The sequence below is a fragment of the Nocardiopsis sinuspersici genome (genome assembly GCF_001998325.1).
GTDB lineage: Bacteria > Actinomycetota > Actinomycetes > Streptosporangiales > Streptosporangiaceae > Nocardiopsis > Nocardiopsis sinuspersici.
On the sequence record NZ_MCOK01000001.1, the window covers coordinates 3,111,685 to 3,132,886 of the forward strand.

General features: G+C 71.3%; 20 protein-coding genes and 2 pseudogenes. 3 read left to right on the forward strand and 19 right to left on the reverse strand.

Going from position 1 to position 21,202, the window contains the following annotated elements:
- Positions 1-181: 181 nt before the first annotated feature.
- The 18 genes from NOSIN_RS13355 to NOSIN_RS13440 all read right to left on the reverse strand — a co-directional run bounded on the left by NOSIN_RS13355 (position 182) and on the right by NOSIN_RS13440 (position 19,652).
- On the reverse strand, positions 182-715 hold the full coding sequence (locus NOSIN_RS13355) for an arginine repressor (protein ID WP_077691054.1): 534 nt from the start codon (positions 713-715) through the stop codon (positions 182-184).
- Positions 712-1,659: an ornithine carbamoyltransferase gene (argF, locus tag NOSIN_RS13360; RefSeq protein WP_077691055.1), complete on the reverse strand. Its 948-nt coding sequence runs from the start codon at positions 1,657-1,659 to the stop codon at positions 712-714. Before argF ends, NOSIN_RS13355 begins: the two co-directional genes overlap by 4 nt.
- Before the next feature lie 5 nt (positions 1,660-1,664).
- Positions 1,665-2,873 (reverse strand): acetylornithine transaminase, encoded by a 1,209-nt coding sequence (locus tag NOSIN_RS13365; RefSeq protein WP_077691056.1) that lies wholly within the window; start codon positions 2,871-2,873, stop codon positions 1,665-1,667.
- On the reverse strand, positions 2,870-3,871 hold the full coding sequence (gene argB / locus NOSIN_RS13370) for an acetylglutamate kinase (protein WP_077691057.1): 1,002 nt from the start codon (positions 3,869-3,871) through the stop codon (positions 2,870-2,872). The genes NOSIN_RS13365 and argB overlap by 4 nt, the downstream gene beginning before the upstream one ends.
- Positions 3,868-4,653 carry a bifunctional ornithine acetyltransferase/N-acetylglutamate synthase gene (locus tag NOSIN_RS13375; RefSeq protein ID WP_077691058.1) on the reverse strand — a complete coding sequence of 262 codons (786 nt, stop codon included), beginning with the start codon at positions 4,651-4,653 and terminating at the stop codon, positions 3,868-3,870. Before NOSIN_RS13375 ends, argB begins: the two co-directional genes overlap by 4 nt.
- A 12-nt stretch (positions 4,654-4,665) precedes the next feature.
- A complete protein-coding gene (gene argC, locus NOSIN_RS13380) occupies positions 4,666-5,694 on the reverse strand; it encodes an N-acetyl-gamma-glutamyl-phosphate reductase (RefSeq protein WP_077691059.1) in 1,029 nt (342 codons plus the stop codon).
- A gap of 132 nt (positions 5,695-5,826) precedes the next feature.
- A complete protein-coding gene (locus NOSIN_RS13385; protein ID WP_077691060.1) occupies positions 5,827-7,275 on the reverse strand; it encodes an NAD(P)/FAD-dependent oxidoreductase in 1,449 nt (482 codons plus the stop codon).
- 170 nt (positions 7,276-7,445) lie between these two features.
- Positions 7,446-7,934 (reverse strand): MarR family winged helix-turn-helix transcriptional regulator, encoded by a 489-nt coding sequence (locus tag NOSIN_RS13390; protein ID WP_077693575.1) that lies wholly within the window; start codon positions 7,932-7,934, stop codon positions 7,446-7,448.
- Positions 7,935-8,164: 230 nt separating this feature from the next.
- A complete protein-coding gene (locus tag NOSIN_RS13395; protein ID WP_077691061.1) occupies positions 8,165-9,391 on the reverse strand; it encodes an aminotransferase family protein in 1,227 nt (408 codons plus the stop codon).
- 487 nt (positions 9,392-9,878) lie between these two features.
- Positions 9,879-12,365, reverse strand: coding sequence for a phenylalanine--tRNA ligase subunit beta (gene pheT, locus NOSIN_RS13400; RefSeq protein WP_077691062.1), 2,487 nt, complete (start codon positions 12,363-12,365; stop codon positions 9,879-9,881).
- Positions 12,365-13,483, reverse strand: a complete 1,119-nt coding sequence (gene pheS / locus NOSIN_RS13405; protein WP_077691063.1) for a phenylalanine--tRNA ligase subunit alpha — start codon at positions 13,481-13,483, stop codon at positions 12,365-12,367. Before pheS ends, pheT begins: the two co-directional genes overlap by 1 nt.
- A 190-nt stretch (positions 13,484-13,673) precedes the next feature.
- The gene (locus tag NOSIN_RS13410) at positions 13,674-14,873 is read right to left on the reverse strand and encodes a sensor histidine kinase (protein WP_077691064.1); all 1,200 of its coding nucleotides are present in this window, start codon (positions 14,871-14,873) and stop codon (positions 13,674-13,676) included.
- A gap of 528 nt (positions 14,874-15,401) precedes the next feature.
- Positions 15,402-16,244 (reverse strand): TrmH family RNA methyltransferase, encoded by an 843-nt coding sequence (locus NOSIN_RS13415; RefSeq protein ID WP_077691065.1) that lies wholly within the window; start codon positions 16,242-16,244, stop codon positions 15,402-15,404.
- A 26-nt stretch (positions 16,245-16,270) separates the two neighbouring features.
- Positions 16,271-16,642: a 50S ribosomal protein L20 gene (rplT, locus tag NOSIN_RS13420; RefSeq protein ID WP_077691066.1), complete on the reverse strand. Its 372-nt coding sequence runs from the start codon at positions 16,640-16,642 to the stop codon at positions 16,271-16,273.
- A gap of 163 nt (positions 16,643-16,805) precedes the next feature.
- Positions 16,806-17,000: a 50S ribosomal protein L35 gene (gene rpmI / locus NOSIN_RS13425; protein ID WP_077691067.1), complete on the reverse strand. Its 195-nt coding sequence runs from the start codon at positions 16,998-17,000 to the stop codon at positions 16,806-16,808.
- 175 nt (positions 17,001-17,175) lie between these two features.
- Complete coding sequence (gene infC / locus NOSIN_RS13430) at positions 17,176-17,724, reverse strand: translation initiation factor IF-3 (RefSeq protein ID WP_236743365.1); 549 nt, start codon at positions 17,722-17,724, stop codon at positions 17,176-17,178.
- 412 nt (positions 17,725-18,136) lie between these two features.
- Positions 18,137-18,964 (reverse strand): shikimate dehydrogenase, encoded by an 828-nt coding sequence (locus NOSIN_RS13435; protein WP_077693577.1) that lies wholly within the window; start codon positions 18,962-18,964, stop codon positions 18,137-18,139.
- Between the two features lie 175 nt (positions 18,965-19,139).
- Positions 19,140-19,652 carry a peptidoglycan-binding domain-containing protein gene (locus tag NOSIN_RS13440; protein ID WP_077691068.1) on the reverse strand — a complete coding sequence of 171 codons (513 nt, stop codon included), beginning with the start codon at positions 19,650-19,652 and terminating at the stop codon, positions 19,140-19,142.
- A gap of 415 nt (positions 19,653-20,067) precedes the next feature.
- Between NOSIN_RS13440 and NOSIN_RS27475 the strand changes: the two genes are divergently transcribed.
- From NOSIN_RS27475 to NOSIN_RS27755, 3 genes and pseudogenes are all read left to right on the forward strand, one after another.
- On the forward strand, positions 20,068-20,190 hold the full coding sequence (locus NOSIN_RS27475; protein WP_216349814.1) for a UPF0175 family protein: 123 nt from the start codon (positions 20,068-20,070) through the stop codon (positions 20,188-20,190).
- 24 nt (positions 20,191-20,214) lie between these two features.
- A complete protein-coding gene (locus NOSIN_RS13450; protein ID WP_077691070.1) occupies positions 20,215-20,577 on the forward strand; it encodes a helix-turn-helix domain-containing protein in 363 nt (120 codons plus the stop codon).
- A gap of 8 nt (positions 20,578-20,585) precedes the next feature.
- Positions 20,586-20,867 (forward strand): annotated as a pseudogene (locus NOSIN_RS27755) (hypothetical protein); the annotation flags it as partial.
- 77 nt (positions 20,868-20,944) lie between these two features.
- Here the strand turns inward: NOSIN_RS27755 and NOSIN_RS27760 are convergent.
- A pseudogene (locus tag NOSIN_RS27760) lies at positions 20,945-21,164 on the reverse strand (helix-turn-helix domain-containing protein); the annotation flags it as partial.
- Positions 21,165-21,202: the final 38 nt, after the last annotated feature.

The following is a 21,202-nucleotide window of genomic DNA, read 5'->3' on the forward strand; positions in this document are numbered from 1 at the left end:
CCCTCGGTTACCGGACCATGGCCAAAAGTAGCACGCCTTGGCTGACAGGGCGATTCACCCACCGGCTGAAGCCAGTGGCACTCTCGCGAAGGAGAGGTAGGCGGGTACGACGCGCTCGGTCATGGGTTCCCCCTCGGGTGTTCGTTGGTGTGCGGCGACTGCGGTTGCGGCGCGTACAAGGCTACGGTCTGCGGTCGGCCAGTCGCAGGAGCGCGGCGGCCAGCTCCTCACCTCCCTGGGGATCGCGGGAGATCACCAGGATGGTGTCGTCCCCCGCGATGGTGCCCAGGATGGCGTGGAAGTCGGTGTGGTCGATGGCCGAGGCCAGGTACTGGGCCGCGCCGGGCGGGGTGCGGACGATGACCATGTTGGCGGAGGCCTCGGCGGAGACCAGCAGGTCCTCGGCGAGCCGTGTCAGGCGGGCGCCGGAGACCTGTTCGAGGTCGAGGCTGTCGGGCCGGGTGCGCTGCAGGCGTTCGCCGCCCTCACCGGGCAGCACGTAGGCCAGCTGGCCGTCGGCGGTGCGGAGCTTGACCGCGCCCAGCTCGTCCAGGTCCCTGGACAGGGTGGCCTGGGTGACCTGGACGCCCGCCTCGGCCAGGCGCCTGGCCAGCTCTCCCTGGGACCGGACGTCCGCCCTGGTGAGGACCTCGGTGATCCTGGCGTGTCTGGCCGCCTTGGTCATCGGCGCCGACCCGCCGCTGTCCGCCGTCATCGTCGGTCGGTCCCGGCTTTGTCGCTGGCCTCGAGCAGGAAGGCGAGCAGGGCCTTCTGGGCGTGGCGGCGGTTCTCGGCCTCGTCCCAGACCACGCTGCGGGGCCCGTCGAGGACCTCGGCGGAGATCTCCTTGCCGCGGTAGGCGGGCAGGCAGTGCAGGACGATGGCCGCGGGGTGGGCGGCGGAGAGCAGGGCGGCGTCGATCGCGTAGGGGCGGAAGGGCGCCTCGCGCTCGGCCGCCTCGTCCTCCTGGCCCATGGACACCCAGGTGTCGGTGGCCAGGACGTCGGCGCCGCGGGCGGCCTCGCCGGGATCGGTGGTGACCGTGACCGATCCCCTGGTGCTCTCGGCGATCTCGGTGGCGCGGGCGACCACCTCCGGGTCGGGGAGGTGTCCCTCGGGGGCGCCGACGCGCACGTGGAGTCCGGCGGTGGCCCCGCCCAGCAGGTAGGAGTGGGCCATGTTGTTGGCGCCGTCGCCGAGGTAGGCGAGGGTGAGCCCGGCCAGGGTGCCCTTGTGCTCGCGGACGGTCTGCAGGTCGGCGAGGATCTGGCAGGGGTGGAACTCGTCGGTGAGGGAGTTGACCACCGGGACGGAGGTGTACGCGGCCAGGGCCTCCAGGTCGCTCTGCGCGAAGGTGCGCCACACGACGGCGGCGACCTGGCGCTCCAGCACGCGGGCGGTGTCCTCCAGGGGTTCGCCTCGGCCCATCTGGGTGCTGGCCGTGTCCAGGACCAGTGGGCTGCCGCCCAGGTCGGCGACGCCGACGGCGAAGGACAGGCGTGTCCGGGTGGAGGGCTTGTCGAAGATCAGGGCGACGGTGCGCGGGCCGGCGAGCGGCCGGTGGAGGAAACGGTCCCTCTTCATGTCGTCGGCGATGTCGAGCACCCGGGCCTGCTCGGCCGGGGTGAGGTCGTCGTCGCGGAGGAAGTGACGGGCCATGGTGACTACTGCTCCTTCGTCGCGGCGGCCTCGGCGGCGTCCAGGATGGTGGGCAGCGCCTCGGTGAACAGTTCGAGCTGTTCGGGTGTGATGACCAGGGGCGGGGCGATCCGGACGGCGTCGGGCGCCACGGCGTTGACCAGGAAGCCGCGTACGGCCGCCTGTTCCTGCACGTGCGCGGCGTGCGGCCCGGTCAGCTCCAGGGCCCGCCACAGTCCGCTGCCGCGCTGTCCGACCAGCAGGGGGTGGTCGAGCGCGTCGATCTTCTCGGCCAGGATCTCGCCCGCGACGGTGGCGTGGGCGAGGAGGTTCTCGCTCTCGATGGTGTCGATGACGGCGAGGGCGGCGGCGCAGGCGACGGGGTTGCCGCCGAAGGTGGAGCCGTGGTCGCCCTTGTGGAAGGCGTCTGCGTAGCGGCCGAAGCCGGCGCAGGCGCCGATGGGCAGGCCGCCGCCCAGGCCCTTGGCGAGGGTGAGCACGTCGGGGCGCACGCCCTCCTCGGCCTGGTGGGCGAACCAGCGGCCGGTGCGGCCGATGCCGCTCTGGATCTCGTCCAGGACGAAGGCGGCGCCGGTGTCGTCGCAGATCCGACGGACCCCGGCGAGGTAGCCCTCGGGGGCGGGGACGACCCCGGCCTCTCCCTGGGTGGGTTCGGTGAACACGGCGACGCAGTGTTCGTCGACCGCATCGGCGAGGGCGTCCAGGTCGCCGTGGGGCACGAAGCGCACGTCCATGCCGAAGGGGCCGAACGGCTCGCGGATGGCGTCCTTGCCGGTGAGGGCGAGGGCGCCGGAGGTGCGGCCGTGGAAGCCCTTGTCGGAGGCCACGAAGTAGTGGCGTCCGGGCCCGGCGGCGCGCCTGACCAGCTTGAGGGCGGCCTCGTTGGCCTCGGTGCCGGAGTTGGCGAAGAAGATCTTGGCGTCGCCGCCGAGCAGGCCGACCAGGCGCTCGGCGAGCTCGACCTCGCGCTCGTGGACGAACAGGTTGCTGGTGTGGGCGAGGGTGGCCGTCTGGTGGGCGACCGCCTTGACCAGTGCGGGGTGTCCGTGTCCGAGGCTGGAGACGGCGATCCCGGCGATGAGGTCGAGGTACTGGCGGCCGTCGGCGTCGTAGACCTCGCAGCCGCGCCCGAGGGTGAGTGCGACGGGTGGGACGCCGTAGGTGGGCATGAGCGAGGCGGCGAAGCGCTCGCGCAGCTCGGAACCACTGGTCACTGTGCGCCTCCTGTGTTCGTGGCGGTGGTGTCGTCGGGGCGCCAGGGGCGCGGGGTGTGGCCGTTTCCGGCGAGCAGGGCGGCCTCCAGCTCCGGGTCGGCGACCATGGTGCCGACGCCCTGGTCGGTGAAGACCTCCAGGAGCAGGGAGTGGGGAATGCGGCCGTCGATGATGTGGGCCTGGGGGACGCCGCCCTCGACGGCGTGCAGGCAGGCCTCCATCTTGGGGAGCATCCCCGAGGACAGGGAGGGCAGCAGGGCACGCAGCTCGTCGACGTCCAGGCGGCTGACCAGCTCGGTGTTGTGCGGGTAGTCGGAGAAGAGGCCCTCGACGTCGGTGAGCATGATGAGCTTGCTGGCGCCCAGGGCGACCGCGAGGGCGGAGGCGGCGGTGTCGGCGTTGACGTTGTAGACGCCGCCGTCGTCGGCGCGGGCGACGCTGGAGACCACGGGGACCCGGCCGTCGGACAGGAGCGCGGCGACGGCGCCCGGGTCGACGCCGGTGATCTCGCCGACGCGGCCGAGGTCGACGGTCTCGCCGTCCACCTCGACGGTCTTGCGCCGGGCGGTCAGGAGGTTGGCGTCCTCGCCGGACATGCCGACGGCGAAGGGGCCGTGCTGGTTGACCAGCCCGACGATCTCGCGGTTGACCTGGCCGGTGAGGACCATGCGGACGATGTCCATGGCCTCGTCGGTGGTCACGCGCAGTCCGGCGGTGAAGGTGGACTCCACCCCCGCGCGGTCGAGCTGTGCGCTGATCTGGGGTCCGCCGCCGTGCACGACGACGGGGCGCAGGCCCGCGTAGTGCAGGAAGACGATGGACTCGGCGAAGCGGACGCGCAGCTCGTCGCTGACCATGGCGTTGCCGCCGTACTTGACCACGACGGTGCGGCCGTGGAAGCGGGAGAGCCAGGGCAGCGCCTCGATGAGGTTGGCGGCCTTGTCTATGGCGACGTCCCGCGCCTGGTTCTCGGTGGACGGGGTGGAGCGCGCGATCATGAGTTCTGGGCCCGGTCGTGTTCGGTGGCGGGGGTGTCGGCGCCGATCTGGGTGGCCAGTTCGGCCAGCACCTCGGTCAGCAGTGCGGCGAGGGCGTCCTCCTCGGGGGTGGTGCCGCTGGCACCGCTGGCCATGAGCAGCACGGTGTCGTTGGTGGCGGCCAGAGGGTCGAGGGTCTTGCCCACGGCGTCGGGCAGCAGGCGCCGGCACTGGTCGGCGGTGACGTCCGCGTCGGTGGTGAGCACGCACAGCGCCGAGGACAGGGAGGCGTCGGGGCCCTTGGCCATGGCGCCGACGGTGTAGCCGTCACCGCGCCGGAAGGCGATCTTGACGACGGTGTCGGTGGTGCGGATGGCGTCGGCGGCGGCCAGTCCCCCGCCGCGCGAGGCCTCGGCCAGGGCCGCGGTGACTCCCTGGCGCAGGGCGTCCAGGGGCGGACGGGTCCCGACGGGGCCGGTGGCGCACAGCACCACCTCGGCGGCGGAGTCGGCCAGCAGGTCGGCGGTGTGCTCGGCCTGGGCGTGGACGTCCTGGAAGCCGGGGGGACCGGTGCCCGCGTTGGCCCCGCCGGAGGTGAGGACGGCGGCGCGCACGCGCCCGCCCGCGACGACCTGTTGGGACCACAGGACGGGGGCGGACTTGTCGTCGGCGGTGGTGAAGACGGCTCCGGCGGCACGGGAGGGGCCGTCGTTGACGACGACGGCGACGTCCCGGGCGCCGTCGTCCTTCAGGCCCGCGGCGACTCCGGCGGCGCGGAAGCCCTGGGGCGCTGTGACACTCACGGTGTTGCCTTCCTAGGGTGCGACCGCGGCGAGCGGCAGACCGGTGTCCTCGGGCAGGCCGAGGGCGAGGTTGGTGCTCTGGACGGCGCCGCCCGCGGTGCCCTTGGTGAGGTTGTCCAGGGCGGCGACGGCGACCATGCGGCCCGCGTCGGGGTCGACGGTGACCTGCACGAGGGTGGTGTTGGCGGCCAGCGTCATGGCGGTGCTGGGCCAGGTGCCCTCGGGGAGCAGGTGGACGAAGGGCTCGTCGGCGTAGGTGGACTGGTAGGCGGCGCGGACCTGGTCGGCGGTGGTGCCGGGTTTGAGGGGCGCGGTGCAGGTGGCGAGGATGCCGCGGGGCAGCGGGGCCAGGACGGGGGTGAAGGACAGCCTGACCGGCTCGCCGGTGACCGAGGTGAGGTTCTGGACGATCTCGGGGTTGTGCCGGTGGGTGCCGCCGACGCCGTAGGGGCTCAGTGCGCCCATGACCTCGCTGCCGACGAGGTTGGGCTTGGGCGCCCTTCCCGCACCGGAGGTGCCGGTGACGGCGACGACGGTCAGGTCGGGCTCGACGAGCTGTTCGGCCAGGCCGGGCAGCAGGGCCAGGGTGGCGACGGTGACGTGGCATCCGGGGACGGCGACACGGCGGGATCCGGCGAGTCGTTCGCGCTGTCCGGGCAGCTCGGGCAGGCCGTAGGGCCAGGTTCCGGCGTGCGGGGTGCCGTAGAAGCGTTCCCAGGCGGCGGCGTCGTTGAGCCTGAAGTCGGCGCCGCAGTCGACCACGAGGACGTCGTCGCCGAGCTGTTGGGCGATGTCGGCGGACTGGCCGTGCGGCAGGGCGAGGTAGACGACGTCGTGGCCGCGCAGCTCCTCGACGGTGGTGGGCGCCAGGACCCGGTCGGCCAGCGGCAGCAGGTGCGGCTGGTGCTGGATCAGGGGTGTCCCGGCGCTGCTCCCGGCGGTGACCGCGCCGATGGTGATCTCGGGGTGGTCCAGGAGCAGGCGCAGCAGCTCGCCCCCCGCGTAGCCGCTGGCTCCGGCGATGGCCGCTGTGTATCCCATGGTGATGCCCCCTGGTCGGAACTGACTGGACCATCATGCATGACCATGTAAATTTATGCAAGCAGATGCGAGGGCACCCGCCGCGCCGTGGGCGGGGCCTCTCGCGCGGGCGACCGGCTGTCCGGTGAAGGCTCAGCGGCCGGCGATACGGGTGGCGATCTCGGCGAGGCGTGAGGTGTGGGCCCTGTCCTCGGTACGGGACTCGCGGCGGTCGGCGGTGCGGTACAGCCCGTGGATGACCTGGGTGCCCACCCAGCGCAGGGGCTCGGGCTCCCAGGTGCGGACCTGGTGGCCGACCCAGGGCAGGCGGGTCAGGTCGGTCTCCCGGCGCAGGATCAGGTCGCGCAGGGTGCGCCCGGCCAGGTTGCTGGTGGCCACGCCGCTGCCCACGTAGCCGCCCGCCCAGCCCAGACCGGTCTCGGTGTCCATGTGCACGGCCGGGCACCAGTCGCGCGGCACTCCCAGCACGCCGGACCAGGCGTGCTCGACCGGCACCTCGGCCACGTCGGGGAACATGCGGACGAGCGCCTGCCACAGCCCGGCGATGACCTGCGGCTGGGTGGCGCCGTCCTGGTCCTGGGCGGAGCCGAGGCGGTGGGGGACCCCGCGTCCGCCGATGGCGATGCGGTCGTCGGCGGTGCGCTGGGCGTAGACGTAGGAGTGGGCGGCGTCGCCCAGGACCTCGCGGCCCTCCCAGCCGATCTTGTCCCACAGCTCGGCCGGAAGCGGCTCGGTGGCGATCATCGAGGAGTTCATCGGCAGCCAGTCGCGGCGCTGGCCGCGCAGCGTGGAGGTGAACCCCTCGGTGGCCCGCACGACGTGGTCGGCGTAGACGGTGCCGTGCTCGGTGACGACCGCCGGACGCGCCGTCGCGCCGCGGGGGCGGATCTCCTCCACGGCGGTGCCCTCGAAGATCATCACCCCCAGGTCCTCCACCACCCGGGCCAGGCCGGTGACCAGCTTGGCGGGGTGCACGCGGGCGGCGTGCGGGGAGTAGGCGGAGGCGACCGCGCCGGACACCGCCAGCCGGGGCTCGTGGTCGCCCTCCACCAGGTGGATGTCGTCGGGCCAGTAGCCCCACTCCTGGAGGTACTCGATGTCCTCGGCCAGGCGCTCGCGCTGGGCGGCGTTGGTGGCCACCAGCCGCATGCCGCCGCGGACGATGTCGGCGTCGACGCCCTCGGCCTCCGCCACCGAGATCACCTCGGTGACGGTGTCCATCATCGCCCGCTGCAGGGCGATCATCGCGGCCTTGCCGTGTGACTGCGCGTAGCGCTCACGCGAGCCCGCGAACTCGGCCGACAGCCACCCTCCGTTGCGGCCGGAGGCGCCGAACCCGGCGAACTCCCGTTCGACCACGGCCACCCGCAGGTCCGGCTGTTCCTTCTTGAGGTAGTAGGCGGTCCACAGGCCGGTGTACCCGGCTCCGACCACGCAGACGTCGTAGTCGGCGGTGCCCGGCAGGGGCGCACGGCGCTCGGGGAGGCCGGTCTCCCGGAACCAGAAGGACACGGACCCGTTGGAAAAACGTGAGGACCGGGGAATCGTCCTCATCTGCGCGGCAGTGGTGAACAATCCCATCTTTCCCCCCGAAACCTGTGTGCTCACGGTCCACCCCACACGGGACCCACGAACTCCCGCCAACTTACACGGGAACGACGGTTCGTGGGATGTTTTCCGTGCCTTCTCGGGCGGTGGAGCCCCGAGGGAAAGCGGATTCGGCTACGTACAGTTCCGAGCCGAACGCACTGTCAGCAGCATGCGTGGTCACGGAGGGTGCGCGCGATGTCGGTGAGCCGGCGGACGCCGTCGTCCCCGAGCGGGCCCAGGACGTACTCGCGCAGCCGCTCGACGTGCTTGGTGCGCGCCTTCCCGATGAAGTCCAGGCCCTTGCCGGTGAGCACGGCGTAGACGACCCGGCGGTCGGAGGCGCAGTTCTCCCGCTCCAGGTAGCCCTCCCGCTCCAGGCGGTCCGCGAGCTTGGTGAACCCGCCCGTGCTCAGACTGACCTCGCGGGCCAGGCAGCTCATGGGCAGCCGGTGGCCGGGGGTGCGCTGCAGGCGTATGAGCACCTCGAACCAGGGTCCGGCCATGTCCTTGCCGTCGGGGGTGATCCCGCCCAGGAGCTTGGGCTGGACGGTGTTCATCGCCTCGTGGACCAGCCCCCACGCGGTGATGAGGTCGTCGTCGCTCGGTGCGGTTTCCGCTTCCGCGTCGATGTCGGTCTGCCGTGTGCTCATGCCCGCTCCCTCGTCCCTCCCGGGGCGGACGCCGGCGCGCATCTCACCCACAAGAAATATCTTCCCAGTAAATTTTACTCGACGGCGGACGTTTCGCCCAGCGTTTTTCCCGCGGACACGTCACACCCGGCGCGTCTGGTCACGCGCCGGGTCAGCACACCGGTATGGGACGGGAAGAGTACTTTCCATGGGGCCCCGCCGCGTCCTTCGGAGGCGGCGGGGCCCCATGGTCAGTGACGGGCCGCGACCGCGTCCAGCGCGGCCGCCAGGGTGGACACCAGGTGGTCGATCTGCTCCCAGGTGATGATCAGGGGCGGCGAGACGAGCAGCGCCGTCGGGATCGGCCGCAGGATCGCCCCGCGGGCCCGCGCCTCGGTGAAGATCTCCGCCGTGGTGATCCCCCTCCCCACGAGGGCCTCCTCCGTGAGCTCCACCGCACCCATCACCCCGAGGCCCGAGCGGACCTCGGCCACCAGCGGGTGGTCGGCCAGACCGCGCAGCGCGCCGTCCAGGTGGCGCTCGACCTCCAGCGACACCGTGAACAGGTCCTCGCGCTCCAGGATGTCCAGGTTGGCCATCGCCGCCGCGCAGGCCGTCGGGTGCCCGGCGTAGGTGGTCCCGTGCATGAACGGATTGCCCTCGCCGTTGTAGAAGGGGTCGGCCACCCGCCCGCTGACCACGACGCCGCCCAGTGGCAGGTAACCGCTGGAGACGCCCTTGGCGAAGACGATCATGTCCGGGGTGACACCGAAGCGCTCGATCCCGAACCAGTTGCCCATCCGCGCGAAACCGCAGATGACGCTGTCGACGACGAACAGCACGCCGTACTTGTGACAGATCCGCGACACCTCGGCGAAGTAGCCGTCCGAAGGCGGGAACACCCCGCCCGCACCGACCACCGGCTCGGCGAAGAAGGCGGCGACCCGCTCGGGGCCCACCCGCAGGATCTCGGCCTCCAGGGCCTCGGCCGAGTCGTGGGGCACCACCGAGGTGTCCTCGACCAGCTTGCCGTAGCCGCTACGGAACCGGTCCATTCCGGACAGGCTCGTGCCGAAGCCGTGCAGGCCGTGGTAGCCGCCGGTCCGGCTGATCAGGTGCGTGCGCTCGGGCCGGCCGGTGACCGCCCAGTACCGCCGCGCGAGCTTGGCGGCGGTGTCGATGGACTCTCCCCCGCCGCAGGTCAGGATCACCCGCGGATCGACGACGGGCGCGTGCGCGGCCAGGCGCTCGCTGAGCTCGGCCGCGGGCCGGTTGGTGAAGTCCCCGTAGACGGTGTAGGCGTCCAGGGTGCTGATCTGGCGGTGGACCGCGTCCGCGATCTCGACGCGTCCGTGCCCGACGTTGCAGTACCAGAGGCTGGCGGTGCCGTCCAGGTAGCGATCGCCGGAGTCGTCCCAGAGCCACACCCCCTCGGCACGGGCCACCGTGAACTCCGGCCCCTTGGCCACGGTGTTCATATCGCAGAAGGTGTGCCAGAGGCGGCTGGGCTCCCGGTGCTCCCGGGGAACAAGTGCGGACGAGACAACCGTTTCGGTCATATGGCGACCTCCGAGCCGAGTCATGCGCCAAAGCGCAGCGGAAAACTCAGGTTGATCTGGCCTGCACCCGGGCGCCCGATGGTGGCAGGTGCTTGCAGGCTAATCTGGTGACCCACCACACAGCAAGAGACAAAACGACGATTCATGCCCCGAAACCTAAACTTCATGCCGCCTACCCTCCGGTGGCAGCGCGAAAACCCCTGCTGGCCTGGAAAAACTCGCCAAAAAATAATCTGAAATCTGGGGTCGCCACCGAAGCTTTCGGCGGTGCGAGGGGCCTCACCGCCACGTCGCGCGACCGCTTTCCCGCGGAAAGGGGACGGGGCCGGCCGCTCCCCTCCTCCGGGAAGCAGCCGGCCCCGTCCAGGTCCGGCCACGGGCCCCGGCACGGGCCCGTTCACACGTCTCAGCCCCGCAGGACCGCCCCCGTGCGCTCGGTGGCCGCGGCGACGGCCGCGTCGCGCGCGGCGCCGGCCTCCTCCGCGGTCAGAGTCCGGTCACCGGCCCGGAAGCGCAGGGCGAAGGCCACCGACTTGCGGCCCTCCCCCACCTGCTCCCCTGTGTAGACGTCGAACAGGCGCACGCTCTCCAGCAGCTCGCCCGCGCCCTCGGCCAGGGCCTCGCTGATCCGGCCCACCGGCACCGAGGAGTCCACGACCAGGGCCACGTCCTGGGTGGCCACCGGGTAGGTGGACACCTCCGGAGCGGTGGCGGGGGTGCGGGCCCCCTCGATCCGGTCGAGATCGACCTCCACCGCCGCCGTGCGCTCGGGCAGCCCGAACGCCTTGACGGTGCGCGGGTGCAGCTCGCCGGCGTGCCCCACCAGCAGGCGCCCACCGCCCGCGCGCACGTACAGCGCGGCGCAGCGCCCCGGGTGCCACGGGGCGTGCTGGTCGGCCTCGACCTCCAGCTCGACCCCCGCGACACGGGCGATGTCGCGGGCGGCCTGGACGGCGTCGGCCCAGGTGGCCTCCCGGCCCGGGCCCCACCATCCGGCGCGCTCGACGAGCCCGGAGAGCACCGCGCCCACCCGGCGCGGCTGCTCCGGCAGGGCGGCGTCGATCCGGGCCAGCTCCTCGGCGCTGGGGCCGCGGTCCACCGGCAGCATCGGGGCGCGGGCGGCCCCGGGCCTGGGCCGGTAGACCAGGCCCATCTCGTACAGGGCCACGTCGGTGAGGCCGCGCCCCACGTTGCGGGCCAGGGCCTTGAACAGGCCGGGCAGCAGCGTGGTGCGCAGCAGCGGCTCGCCCTCGTTGAGCGGGTTGGCCAGGCGCAGCGCCCTCCTGCGGTCGTCGTCCGCGCCAAGCTGGAGTCCGTCGAGGTCGCGCTCGCCGACGAACGGGTAGTTCAGCACCTCGTGGAAACCGGTGTCGGCCAGGGTCCGGCCGACCGCGCGGCGCAGGCGCTGGCTCACGGTCAGGCCCCGGCCCGAGGCGAGCGGGCGGATCGAGGGGATGTTCTCGTAGCCCTCGAACCGGATGACCTCCTCGGCGAGGTCGTTGGGATCGGTGATGTCGGGCCGCCAGGTGGGCGGGGTGACCCTCAGCAGGTCCCCGTCGGCCTCCACCGCGCAGCCGATGGCGCGCAGCCACTTCTCCGTGGTGCCCTCGGGGTAGTCCACCCCGGCGACGGAGCCCGCGTGTGAGGCCCTCACCCCGATCGCCTCGCGGGGCGGCGTCCGGTCCAGGTGGGTGTAGGCGGTCTCGACGGTGGCGCCGCCCAGCTCCGCGAGCAGCTCGACCGCACGGGTGGCCGCGGCCAGCTGCACGGCGGAGTCCACACCGCGCTCGAAGCGGCGGGAGGACTCCGAGGACAGCTGGTGGCGGCGCGAGGCGCGGGCGATGTGCATGGCGTCGAAGTGCGCGGCCTCGATCAGCACCTCCGTGCTGGTCAGGGAGATCTCCGTGCTCAGGCCGCCCATGACGCCCGCGATGTTGACCGGGCCGCTGTCGTCGGCGATGACGATGTCGTCGGCGTCCAGGGAGCGCTGGACGTGGTCCAGGGTCTCCAGCTTCTCCCCCGCCGCGGCGGCGCGTACCCGCAGGGCGCCCTGGAGCTGCGCGCCGTCCCAGGCGTGCAGCGGCTGGCCGAGTTCGAGCATCACGTAGTTGGTGACGTCCACGGCCAGGGAGAGCGGGCGTACACCGCTCTGGTGCAGGCGGCGCTTCATCCACAGCGGGCTCGGCGCGTCGGGGTCGAACCCGGTGGCGCCGCGCAGGACGTAGCGGTCGCACAGCGCCGGGTCGATCTCCGCGGGCCGGCCCTCTCCCGCGGGACCGGCCACGGTGAGGTCGGCCGGGTCGCGGAAGCCGACCCCGTACAGCGCGGCCGTGTCGCGGGCCACGCCGCGCAGGGACAGGGCGTAGCCGCGGTCGGGGGTGACGGCGATGTCGAGGACGTCCTCGCGCAGGCCGAGCGGGCCGATGGCGTCCTCGCCCACCTCGCCGAAGCCCTCGGGCAGGACGACGATGCCGCTGTGGTCCTCCCACAGGCCCAGCTCGGTGGCCGAGCAGATCATGCCCGCCGACATCCTGCCGTAGGTCTTGCGGGCACCGATCCGGAAGCCTCCGGGCAGCTCGGCGCCGGGCAGGCAGACCACGACGAGGTCTCCCTCGGCGAAGTTGCGGGCGCCGCAGACGATCTCCTGCGGCTCGCCGGTGCCGTTGGCCCGGCCCACGTCCACACGGCAGAAGCGGATGGGCTTCTTGAACCCGGTGAGCTCCTCGATGGAGAGCACCCGGCCGTAGACGAGGGGCCCGGTGACGTCGGCGCCGAGCTCGTCGACGGTCTCGACCTCCAGGCCCGCCAGGGTGAGGCGGCCGGCGAGGTCGCGTGCGGTGACGTCGGCCGGCAGGTCGACGTACTCCCGCAGCCAGCTAAGGGGGACGCGCATCAGTTCTCACTCCCGAACGCCGAGGTGAAGCGGATGTCGCCCTCGACCATGTCGTGCATGTCGCGCACGCCGTGCGCGAACATCAGTGTCCGTTCGATTCCCAGGCCGAAGGCCCAGCCGGTGTACACCTCGGGGTCCACCCCCGCGGCGGTGAGCACGCGCGGGTTGACCACGCCGCAGCCGCCGATCTCGATCCAGCCCTCGCTGGAACAGGTGCGGCAGGCGGCGTCGGGGTTGCCCACGGAGGCGCCCCGGCACACGAAGCACTCCATGTCCACCTCGGCGGACGGCTCGGTGAACGGGAAGTAGGAGGCCCGGAACCGCGTCCGCAGCCCTTCTCCGAAGACGCCCTCCACGTAGGCGTCGATGGCGCCGCGCAGGTGGGCCAGGGTGACGCCCCTGTCCACGACCAGGCCCTCCAACTGGTGGAAGACCGGGCTGTGGGTGGCGTCGAGCTCGTCGGTGCGGAAGGTCTTGCCGGGCGCGACCACGTACACCGGCAGCTCGCGGGAGAGCAGCGCGCGGACCTGGACCGGCGAGGTGTGGGTGCGCATGACCAGCCCGGACCCGCCGCCGTCGGGGCCCTCCACGAAGAAGGTGTCCTGCATGGTGCGCGCGGGGTGGTCGGGCTGGAAGTTGAGGGCGTCGAAGTTGAACCACTCGGCCTCGACCTCGGGGCCCTCGGCGATCTCGAAGCCCATGCCGACGAAGATGTCGGCCACGCGCTCGGCGACGGTGGTCAGCGGGTGGCGGGCACCGCGCGGGGCGCGGTCCCAGGGCAGGGTGACGTCGACCCGCTCCTCGATGAGCACACGCTCGTCGCGCTCGGCCTCCAGGACGGCCTGGCGGGCCTTGAGGGCCTGGCCGACGTCGCGCCGGGCGCCGCCCACCCGCTTGCCCGCGTCGGCCTTGGCGGCCGGGGGCAGGGCGCCGATCTCCCGGTTGGCCAGGGCCAGCGGGGAGCGGTCCGAGGCGTGTGCGAGGCGGACCTCCTTGAGTTCGGCGAGGTCGGTGGCGGCCTCGATGGCGGCCAGTGCCTCCTCGCGCATGCGGGCGACCTCGTCGGGGTGCAGAGGGGTCACCTCGACCGGGTCGAAGGAATTGTTCGGTGCAGACATGGTTGGTTGCCTCGCCGCCGGAGTCCCCGACCAGGACGGGGGAACAGGCGGCAGTCACGGTCCGCGGCGGGGCGGACGAAGCCGACAGGGAAAGCAGGCGGATTACGGGCGTGCCCGGCACAAGGGTCCGTTACGAGGCCGGGAGCACGCCGTTGCGCCCACCGGGGAGGCTGGAGGGTCCGAAGGGTCTTCAGACGAACTCGGGCGCCCCGGCGGGCATGGTAAATCGGAACTCGGCGCCGCCGCTGGGGGCGCGTCCGACGGTGATCGTGCCGCCGTGGGCCTCGACGAGGCCCTTGACGATGAACAGCCCGAGGCCGGTCCCGCTCCGGCGCTTGCTGCGCCAGAACTGGCGGAAGACGCGCGGAATGGTCTCGGGCGCTATGCCCTGGCCTTCGTCGCGCACCGACACCGCTGTTCCTCCTTCACACGGCTCGATCACGATACTGACAGTACCAGCGCCGTGCCGCACGCCGTTTTCCACCAGGTTCAACAGGATCTGCTCGATCTTGTCGGGGTCCAGCCACATGCGCGGAAGCTCGCCGCGGGTCTCGACGCGGAAGCGCTCCTCGGGCTCGCCGGAGGCCACCCGCCCGGCCACGACCCGGCGCACGGCCTCGGGCAGGTCGACGACCTGGCGGCGCACCTCCAGGCGGCCGGACTCGATACGCGAGACGTCGAGCAGGTCGTGGATGAGGCGGGTGACGCGGTCCGCGTCGGCGTTGACCGTCTCCAGCATGAACAGCTTCTGCTTGTCGGTGAGCCGCTCCCACTTGGTGAGCAGGGTGGAGGTGAAGCCCTTGACGCTGGTCAGGGGGGAGCGGAGCTCGTGGGCCACCTGGGAGACCAGGTCGGCGCGGCTGCGCTCGGCGCGCGCGGAGGCGTCCCGGAGGGTGACGACCAGGCGGACGAGGTCGCCGCCGGGACGGGCGCGCACGTAGCGCGCGGCGACGAGGATCTCGCGGTCGTCGGGCAGCACGAGGGCGCGCTCGGGCTGGCGGACGCGGTCGCGGGCGCCCCCGTAGGGATCGCTCGCCTCCCACCAGTCGTTGCCGTCTATACCCAGCAGCGGCAGGACGGAGCGGTAGTCGCGGCCCAGGGCCGACTCGACGGGGATGCCGATGAGCTGGGCGGCCTGGGCGTTGAAGAGCACGACACGGCCGCGCGCGTCGGCCACCACCACACCGTCGGGAAGGTCGTCCGGGTGCAGGGGGCCGGCCCCGGCGAGGGAGCCGTCGACCTCCTGCAGGGCGGCCGCGGCCTGGGCACCGGAACGGTCGACGGCGCCGGGTTCGCGGTCGTCCTCGGCCTCGGGGTGAGCGTCCGGGGGGTGCGCGGTCCCGTCACCCGAGTCCTCCGCCGGATGGTCCACCTGCCGGCCGCTGCCCACGCCTCTCCCCGCTCCCCTTGAAGGTTCACGACCACAGGCTCCTGGGCCGAGGACCGCTGACCGGTGGTCGCCCCATGGACGCCACCGCAGGTTGTCTACCCTGCACTTCCACCTGGTACGCCTCGCGGCCCGGTACCGGACGCCCCGGGGGAGAGGAGCGTACAAGTCCTCTCCGGGCGGTCCGCCACCCGGGAAACAGGGACCACCGGCCCGAGTGCGTCGCACGTACTCACGCGGTGTCGTCAAGCCTGCCGGGTGATCCGGGTCGGTACGGCGTTCCACCCGTGACACGGGTGGACACGCCGAATCCTACGCGTGACGCGCATGGATCCCTCCGCGATCCCTCTCCCGCCGACCCTATCGGCACACGGGCTCCGTGCACGTGCATTCCGCGGGGACGGGCGCAGGAACCGCGCACACGTGCCCGGGGCACGCTGCCCGCGGTGGGGACGAGTCGGACACGGCATGGCGGCGCCGTGTCACCGTCGGCGCCCTGAGCTGGGACGATCCGGGACCGTCCGGACCGGCTCAGGAACGCCGCTGCTGCCGCGCGGTGGTGTACAGGCACACGGCGGCGGCCGTGGCCAGATTCAGGCTTTCGGCCCCGCCGTAGATCGGGACGCTGACCGCGCCGTCGGTCAGCGTGACGACATCCTCGGGCAGGCCCCATGCCTCGTTGCCGAACACCCAGCCGACGGGGCCGTCCAGGTCGCCGTCGTCGGCGACGCCGTGCAGGTCGCGGGGGCCGCCGCCGTCGGCGGCCCACACCCGCGCCCCCGCCCCGCGCAGGAAGTCGACCGCGCGCGCCACCGGGACGCCCACGACCACGGGCAGGTGGAACAGGCTTCCGGCCGAGGCACGCACGCACTTGCCGTTGTAGGGGTCGACGGAGGCGTCGGTGAAGATCACCGCGTCGGCGCCGGCCGCGTCGGCGGTACGCAGGACCGTGCCCGCGTTGCCCGGGTCGCGGACGTGGGAGAGCACGACCACCAGGCGGACGTCGCCGAGGTCGTCCAGGGGGACGTCGACGAACTCGCAGACCGCGATGACGCCCTGGGGTGTGACGGTCTGGGCCAGCTCCGACATCACGTCCAGGCTGACCCTGTGGGTGGGTACGCCAGCGGCGCGGGCGGCGTCCACCAGGTCGATGTGGCGCTGCATGGCCTCCGCCGTGGCGTAGACCTCGACAACGCCGGGGGCGGCCCCGTGGGGCCGCCCGTCACCGCCGTCCGAGGCGGTCAGCGCCTCCCGCACCGCCTGCGGCCCCTCTGCGAGGAAGCGCCGCTCACGCTGGCGGAAGGTGCGCTTGGCGAGCCGCCGAACCCCCTTGATCCTGGGTGAGCGGATACTCGTGAACTCGTGGCTCGCCATCGCTATTCGCCGATCACTTCTCGACCCTAGGCCGCGGCCTCGGCGGGGAGGGCCTTCTTGGCCGTCTCCACCAGGCTCGCGAAGGCGGCCTCGTCCCTGACCGCCAGCTCGGCGAGCATACGGCGGTCGACCTCGATGCCGGCCAGCTTCAGGCCCTGCATGAAGCGGTTGTAGGTCAGGCCCTGGGCCCTGGAGGCCGCGTTGATGCGCTGGATCCACAGACGACGGAACTGCCCCTTGCGGTCCTTGCGGTCCCGGTAGGAGTAGGTCATCGAGTGGAGCATCTGCTCCTTGGCCTTGCGGTACAGGCGCGAACGCTGACCGCGGTAGCCGCTCGCCCGGTCGAGAACGACCTTGCGCTTCTTCTTGGCGTTGAGAGCCCGCTTCACGCGTGCCACTGGAACTCCCTCGTTGTCTCTTCCGGCGCGCGCGGCGCGCCGACCGGCCCGGCTCCGACGAATCCGGCGGCCGTGTTGCTTCGTGTGGTTCCCTCCCGGGGGCCGTCACCGCGCCCTTGGTCGGGCACGCGGGCGCTCCCGGGGAGGGAAAGGGTCCTCGGAACTACTTGCCGAGCAGCTTGCGCACGCTCTTGGTGTCCGCGGGGGCGAGCACCGACTCGTTGCTCAGCTTGCGCTTGCGCTTGGAGGTCTTGTGCTCAAGGATGTGGTTCTTGTTGGCACGGCGGCGCATGATCTTGCCGGAGCCGGTGACCTTGAAGCGGTCCTTGGCCCCACTGTGGGTCTTGTTCTTCGGCATGTGCCGCGTCTCCTACTCCGTCGGCGTGCCTCCGTCGTGGACGGAGGGCACGGTTCTTCCGCTGCTTTGGCGGGGGACCCCTGCGCGCCGGTGTGACGCATCCGGACCGTGCGAGCACAGCCCACCCCACCACCCGGTGCCTTCCCGGCGTCCGGGCGGTGGGGACTTCCCGTCGTCAGGCGTCCGAGCGCTCTTCGCGGCGGGACTTGTCCTCCGCCGCCGCGCGGGCCTCGGCCTTGTGGTCGGACCGCCGCTTGTGCGGGCCGATCACCATGACCATGTTGCGGCCGTCCTGCTTGGGCTGCGACTCCACGGTGCCAAGGTCCTGGACGTCCTGGGCCAGTCGGGCCAGAAGTCGGCGGCCCAGCTCGGGCCGGGACTGCTCACGGCCTCGGAACATGATCGTCACCTTGACCTTGTCCCCGCTCTTGAGGAACCGCACCACGTGACCCTTCTTGGTCTCGTAGTCGTGCGGGTCGATCTTCGGGCGGAGCTTGATCTCCTTGATGATCGTGTTCGACTGGTTCTTGCGCGACTCACGGGCCTTGACCGCGGACTCGTACTTGAACTTGCCGTAGTCCATCAGCTTGGCGACCGGCGGGCGCGCGGTCGGAGCGACCTCGACGAGGTCGAGGTCGGACTCCTGGGCCAGACGCAGGGCGTCCTGCACGGAGACGATTCCGACCTGCTCACCATTGGGTCCGACGAGACGGACCTCGGGCACCCGAATGCGGTCATTGATGCGGGGCTCGGCGCTGATGGGACCCCTCCCTAGCTTTCTCGGATTACCTGGAATCGGCCGTCCGCCAGGCGGTGGACGGCTCTGCTGGCCGAGCCGTCCTCGTCCGTCGGACCGCTCGGCCTCGTCGGGGCCCGCACACAGCAAAAACCCCGCCAGCGTGTGCAAGCGGGGTGATCCGAACGGTTATTCCCGGCGAGTGCGGACACGCGCACCGGGCACCCCGGACACGGGCGCCCGGTGAACAGAGCATGACGCGCTCGGTTCGCCGGACCGGAACCTACACGAGCTGTACTCGGCAGGTGGGAGGATCATCTCCGCTTGCGGCTCCGATGTGGAACACACCGGAACAAGTCGATACCTCACCATACCAGGAGTCGGAGCCCCTTCGGACCGCTCAGGCGGGCACGGCACGGCGGGCCAGTTCCGCCTCGCCCGCCCGGCGCATGGCCTCCACCGGCACGTCCTCGATCCCGGTCATCAGCCGGACCTGCTCGACGGCCTGGTGGAGCAGCATCGGGAAGCCGCCGACCACGCGGCCGCCGCGCGCGGCGACGGCCGTGGCGGCACGGGTGGGCCAGGGCGAGTAGACGACGTCGAACAGGTCGGCCCGAGAGGCGGCGAGCCTGCCGGCGTGGTGGTCGGCCGCGCCCGAGGGCAGGGAGGAGACCACCAGGTCCACGTCCAGGTACTCGTCCAGCTCGGAGAGCGGGGCGATCCCGACCGGGTGGCCGAGCCGCCGGGCGGCCTCGGCCACCTCCCCGGTGCGGGCGGGGTCGCGGGCCAGCACGGTGACCGGTGAGGTCAGGCCGAGCCGGCGCAGCGCGGCGAGGGCGGAGGCCGCGGTGGCCCCGGCGCCCAGGATGACCGCGCCGCGCGGAGCGCCCATCCCCGCCTCGGCCAGGGCCGCGGCGATCCCGGCGACGTCGGTGTTGGTGCCCTCCCACGCCCCGTCCCTTCGGACGAGGGTGTTGGCGCCGCCCACCTGCCGGGCCAGGCCGGTGACCGTGTCGGCCAGGTCCAGGGCCCGGCGCTTGAGCGGCATGGTCAGCGACAGGCCGGCCCACTCGCCGCCGAGCCCGGCGAGGAAGGACGCGAGGTCCTCCTCGCCGCACTCGTGCATACCGTAGGACCAGTCCGTCAGGCCCATCGCCGTGTGGGCGGCGGTATGCAGGACCGGTGAGAGCGAGTGGGACACCGGCGACCCCAGTACCGCGGCGCGCACCGGCACCCCCTTCGCTTGGAGCCCTAAAATCAGCGCTCTGACTATAACACCGAAGTCCTGATCATAACACCGAGCAAGAGGGGTGGCATCAACTCACCAAATGGCGACCCACCCCATCAGAAACTATTCAATTATGGAAATTGAGAATAATTTTCAATGCTAAAACTCGACATCACTACTGACAGACGCCAGCGCCAGTAGCCGTGTAGGAGACATGGTGGCCACCCAAAACATACCGCCCACTATTAGCACTGCGATACATTCCATAAATATCACGGACACTACCGTCGTACGCAATCGTCCCATCGTAGTCGTCCCGATAGAGATAGTTGTCCGCTTTTCCGAAGGTGCCGGAACCCACAATCCCGTCAGCAGCCAGCCCATGATCTCGCTGCCAGGCAATCGTCGCAGACCTGGTTTGCGGACCAAACTGGCAATCCAGTTGACTTCCACCCCCCAGATAACCGTCAGCCCAAAGAATGTGCTGCCAAAGACCGACAGCGAGATTATGGTTGTTCACGCCCGCCGAGAGGGGCCCCTCGTCTCCAAAGTCATTGTTAATCGCCCCCGCGCCGACGACATACCCTTGTGACACACTTGCACTCACCGGAGAAGCAACTGCCACCATGGCCAGTGTCGCCACAACAGCAGCAACACCCGTCCTGACAAAGGAATTAAGAACTAGCATACCCACGTGATCCTATTTTGAAATTTCCATAACAGACGAACAGTCCAGATGAGAACCATCCACGCAAACCAGAAAGTACCATAGCACTCAGGCCTCGACAAGAGACGGTGGTGTCATACCGTCGTAGCAACACCTCCGCCCTTTGAATATGCGACCTGACCTCGGAGAACCCAACAAGAGCAGCCCAGGGGTCGACAGATCTGTTGCAAAGGTCGGGTGAGAAATATGTTCTCCCTGGCACGACAGCCGTACTTTGTTAGCTGACCTGCGGATACAGGTGTCGAAGCGGACGCGCGAGGCGGGACCGCTGGTGGTACCAGCGAGCACGAACTCGGTGCCGATCACGCCAGTTCTGCCAATGACCCTCTGTGTCAGGTTTGCCTGATTGAGCTTTGATCTTTCTCTTCGGGGCGCCATGGACGCCACCGACAAACAGCACCGCCGTATGACCGCCGCCGCCCTGTTCGAGCAGGGCCAACTGCACGTCGGCCAGATCGCCGACATGCTCGGCGTGAGCACGCGCGCGGTCAACCGCTGACCCCGCGCCTGGCGCCAGGAAGGTATGGCCGCGCTGGCCAGCAAAGGCCCCGGGCCGCACTGTCTGCTCACCGAGCACCAACAGCACGAGCTGCGCCGGATTCCGCGCCGGGGCGCCGAGGACTACGGGTTCGCCGCCAACGGCTGGACCCTGGTCCGGATCCGGTGGGTGGTCCACGAAGGGTTCGGTGTGGCCTACACCGACCTGTCGGGGGTGCGGCGGCTGCCGCACCGGATGGGTTGGACCAACCAGTTGCCCGCCCGCCAGTCCCTGGAGCGCGATGGGGACGCCATCGCCGAGTGGGTCGAGCGCACCTGGCCCGACATCGAAAAGGGGCCCGCGACGGGGCGCGGATCTGCTTCGCCGACGAATCGTGGACCTCGCTGACCGGTGCGGTGGAGCGCACCTGGGCCCCAGCCTGGCAGTTCCCGCTGTTGTACGTGGTCGAAGGATCCCAGACCGAGCTGTCGGTGGCCTCGCTGCGCTGCTACCGGCACGACCGAGCGCCGCGGATGCCGTATCGGACCCGGCCGGGCTGGTACCGCGACCGCGAGTTGTTCGCTCTGGTGAACGAGGCCCACCAGGAGTTGGCGGCCCCGATCCTGTTGGTGTGGAACAACCTGTCCGGACCCCGCAGCGGCCAAACGCGGCGGGCCATCGCCACTCGGACCTGGCTTGAAGTGGAGTACCTGCCCGCTTACGCGCCCAAGCTGGACCCGACCGAGGGGGCGTGGGCGCACCACTTGTTGCTCGATGCGGTCGCAGGTGCGTCCAGGCTGGTGGCGGGGGACGCCGGAGCGGTCGCCCAGGCCCGCTCGGCCCCGGGTGCGGTAGCGGTCGGCCCAACGTCGGGCGGTGGTGTGGGCCACCCGGAAGCGTTCGGCGGCCTGGCGTAGTGTCCACGCGTCCTCGACCACGCAGCGGGCCGGGCGCAGTCGTCCTGTCGGGGTGGGTAGAGCGTTACGGTGGACCATGAGGGCCTCCTGGACGTCGGTGCAGACTTCGCAATCCA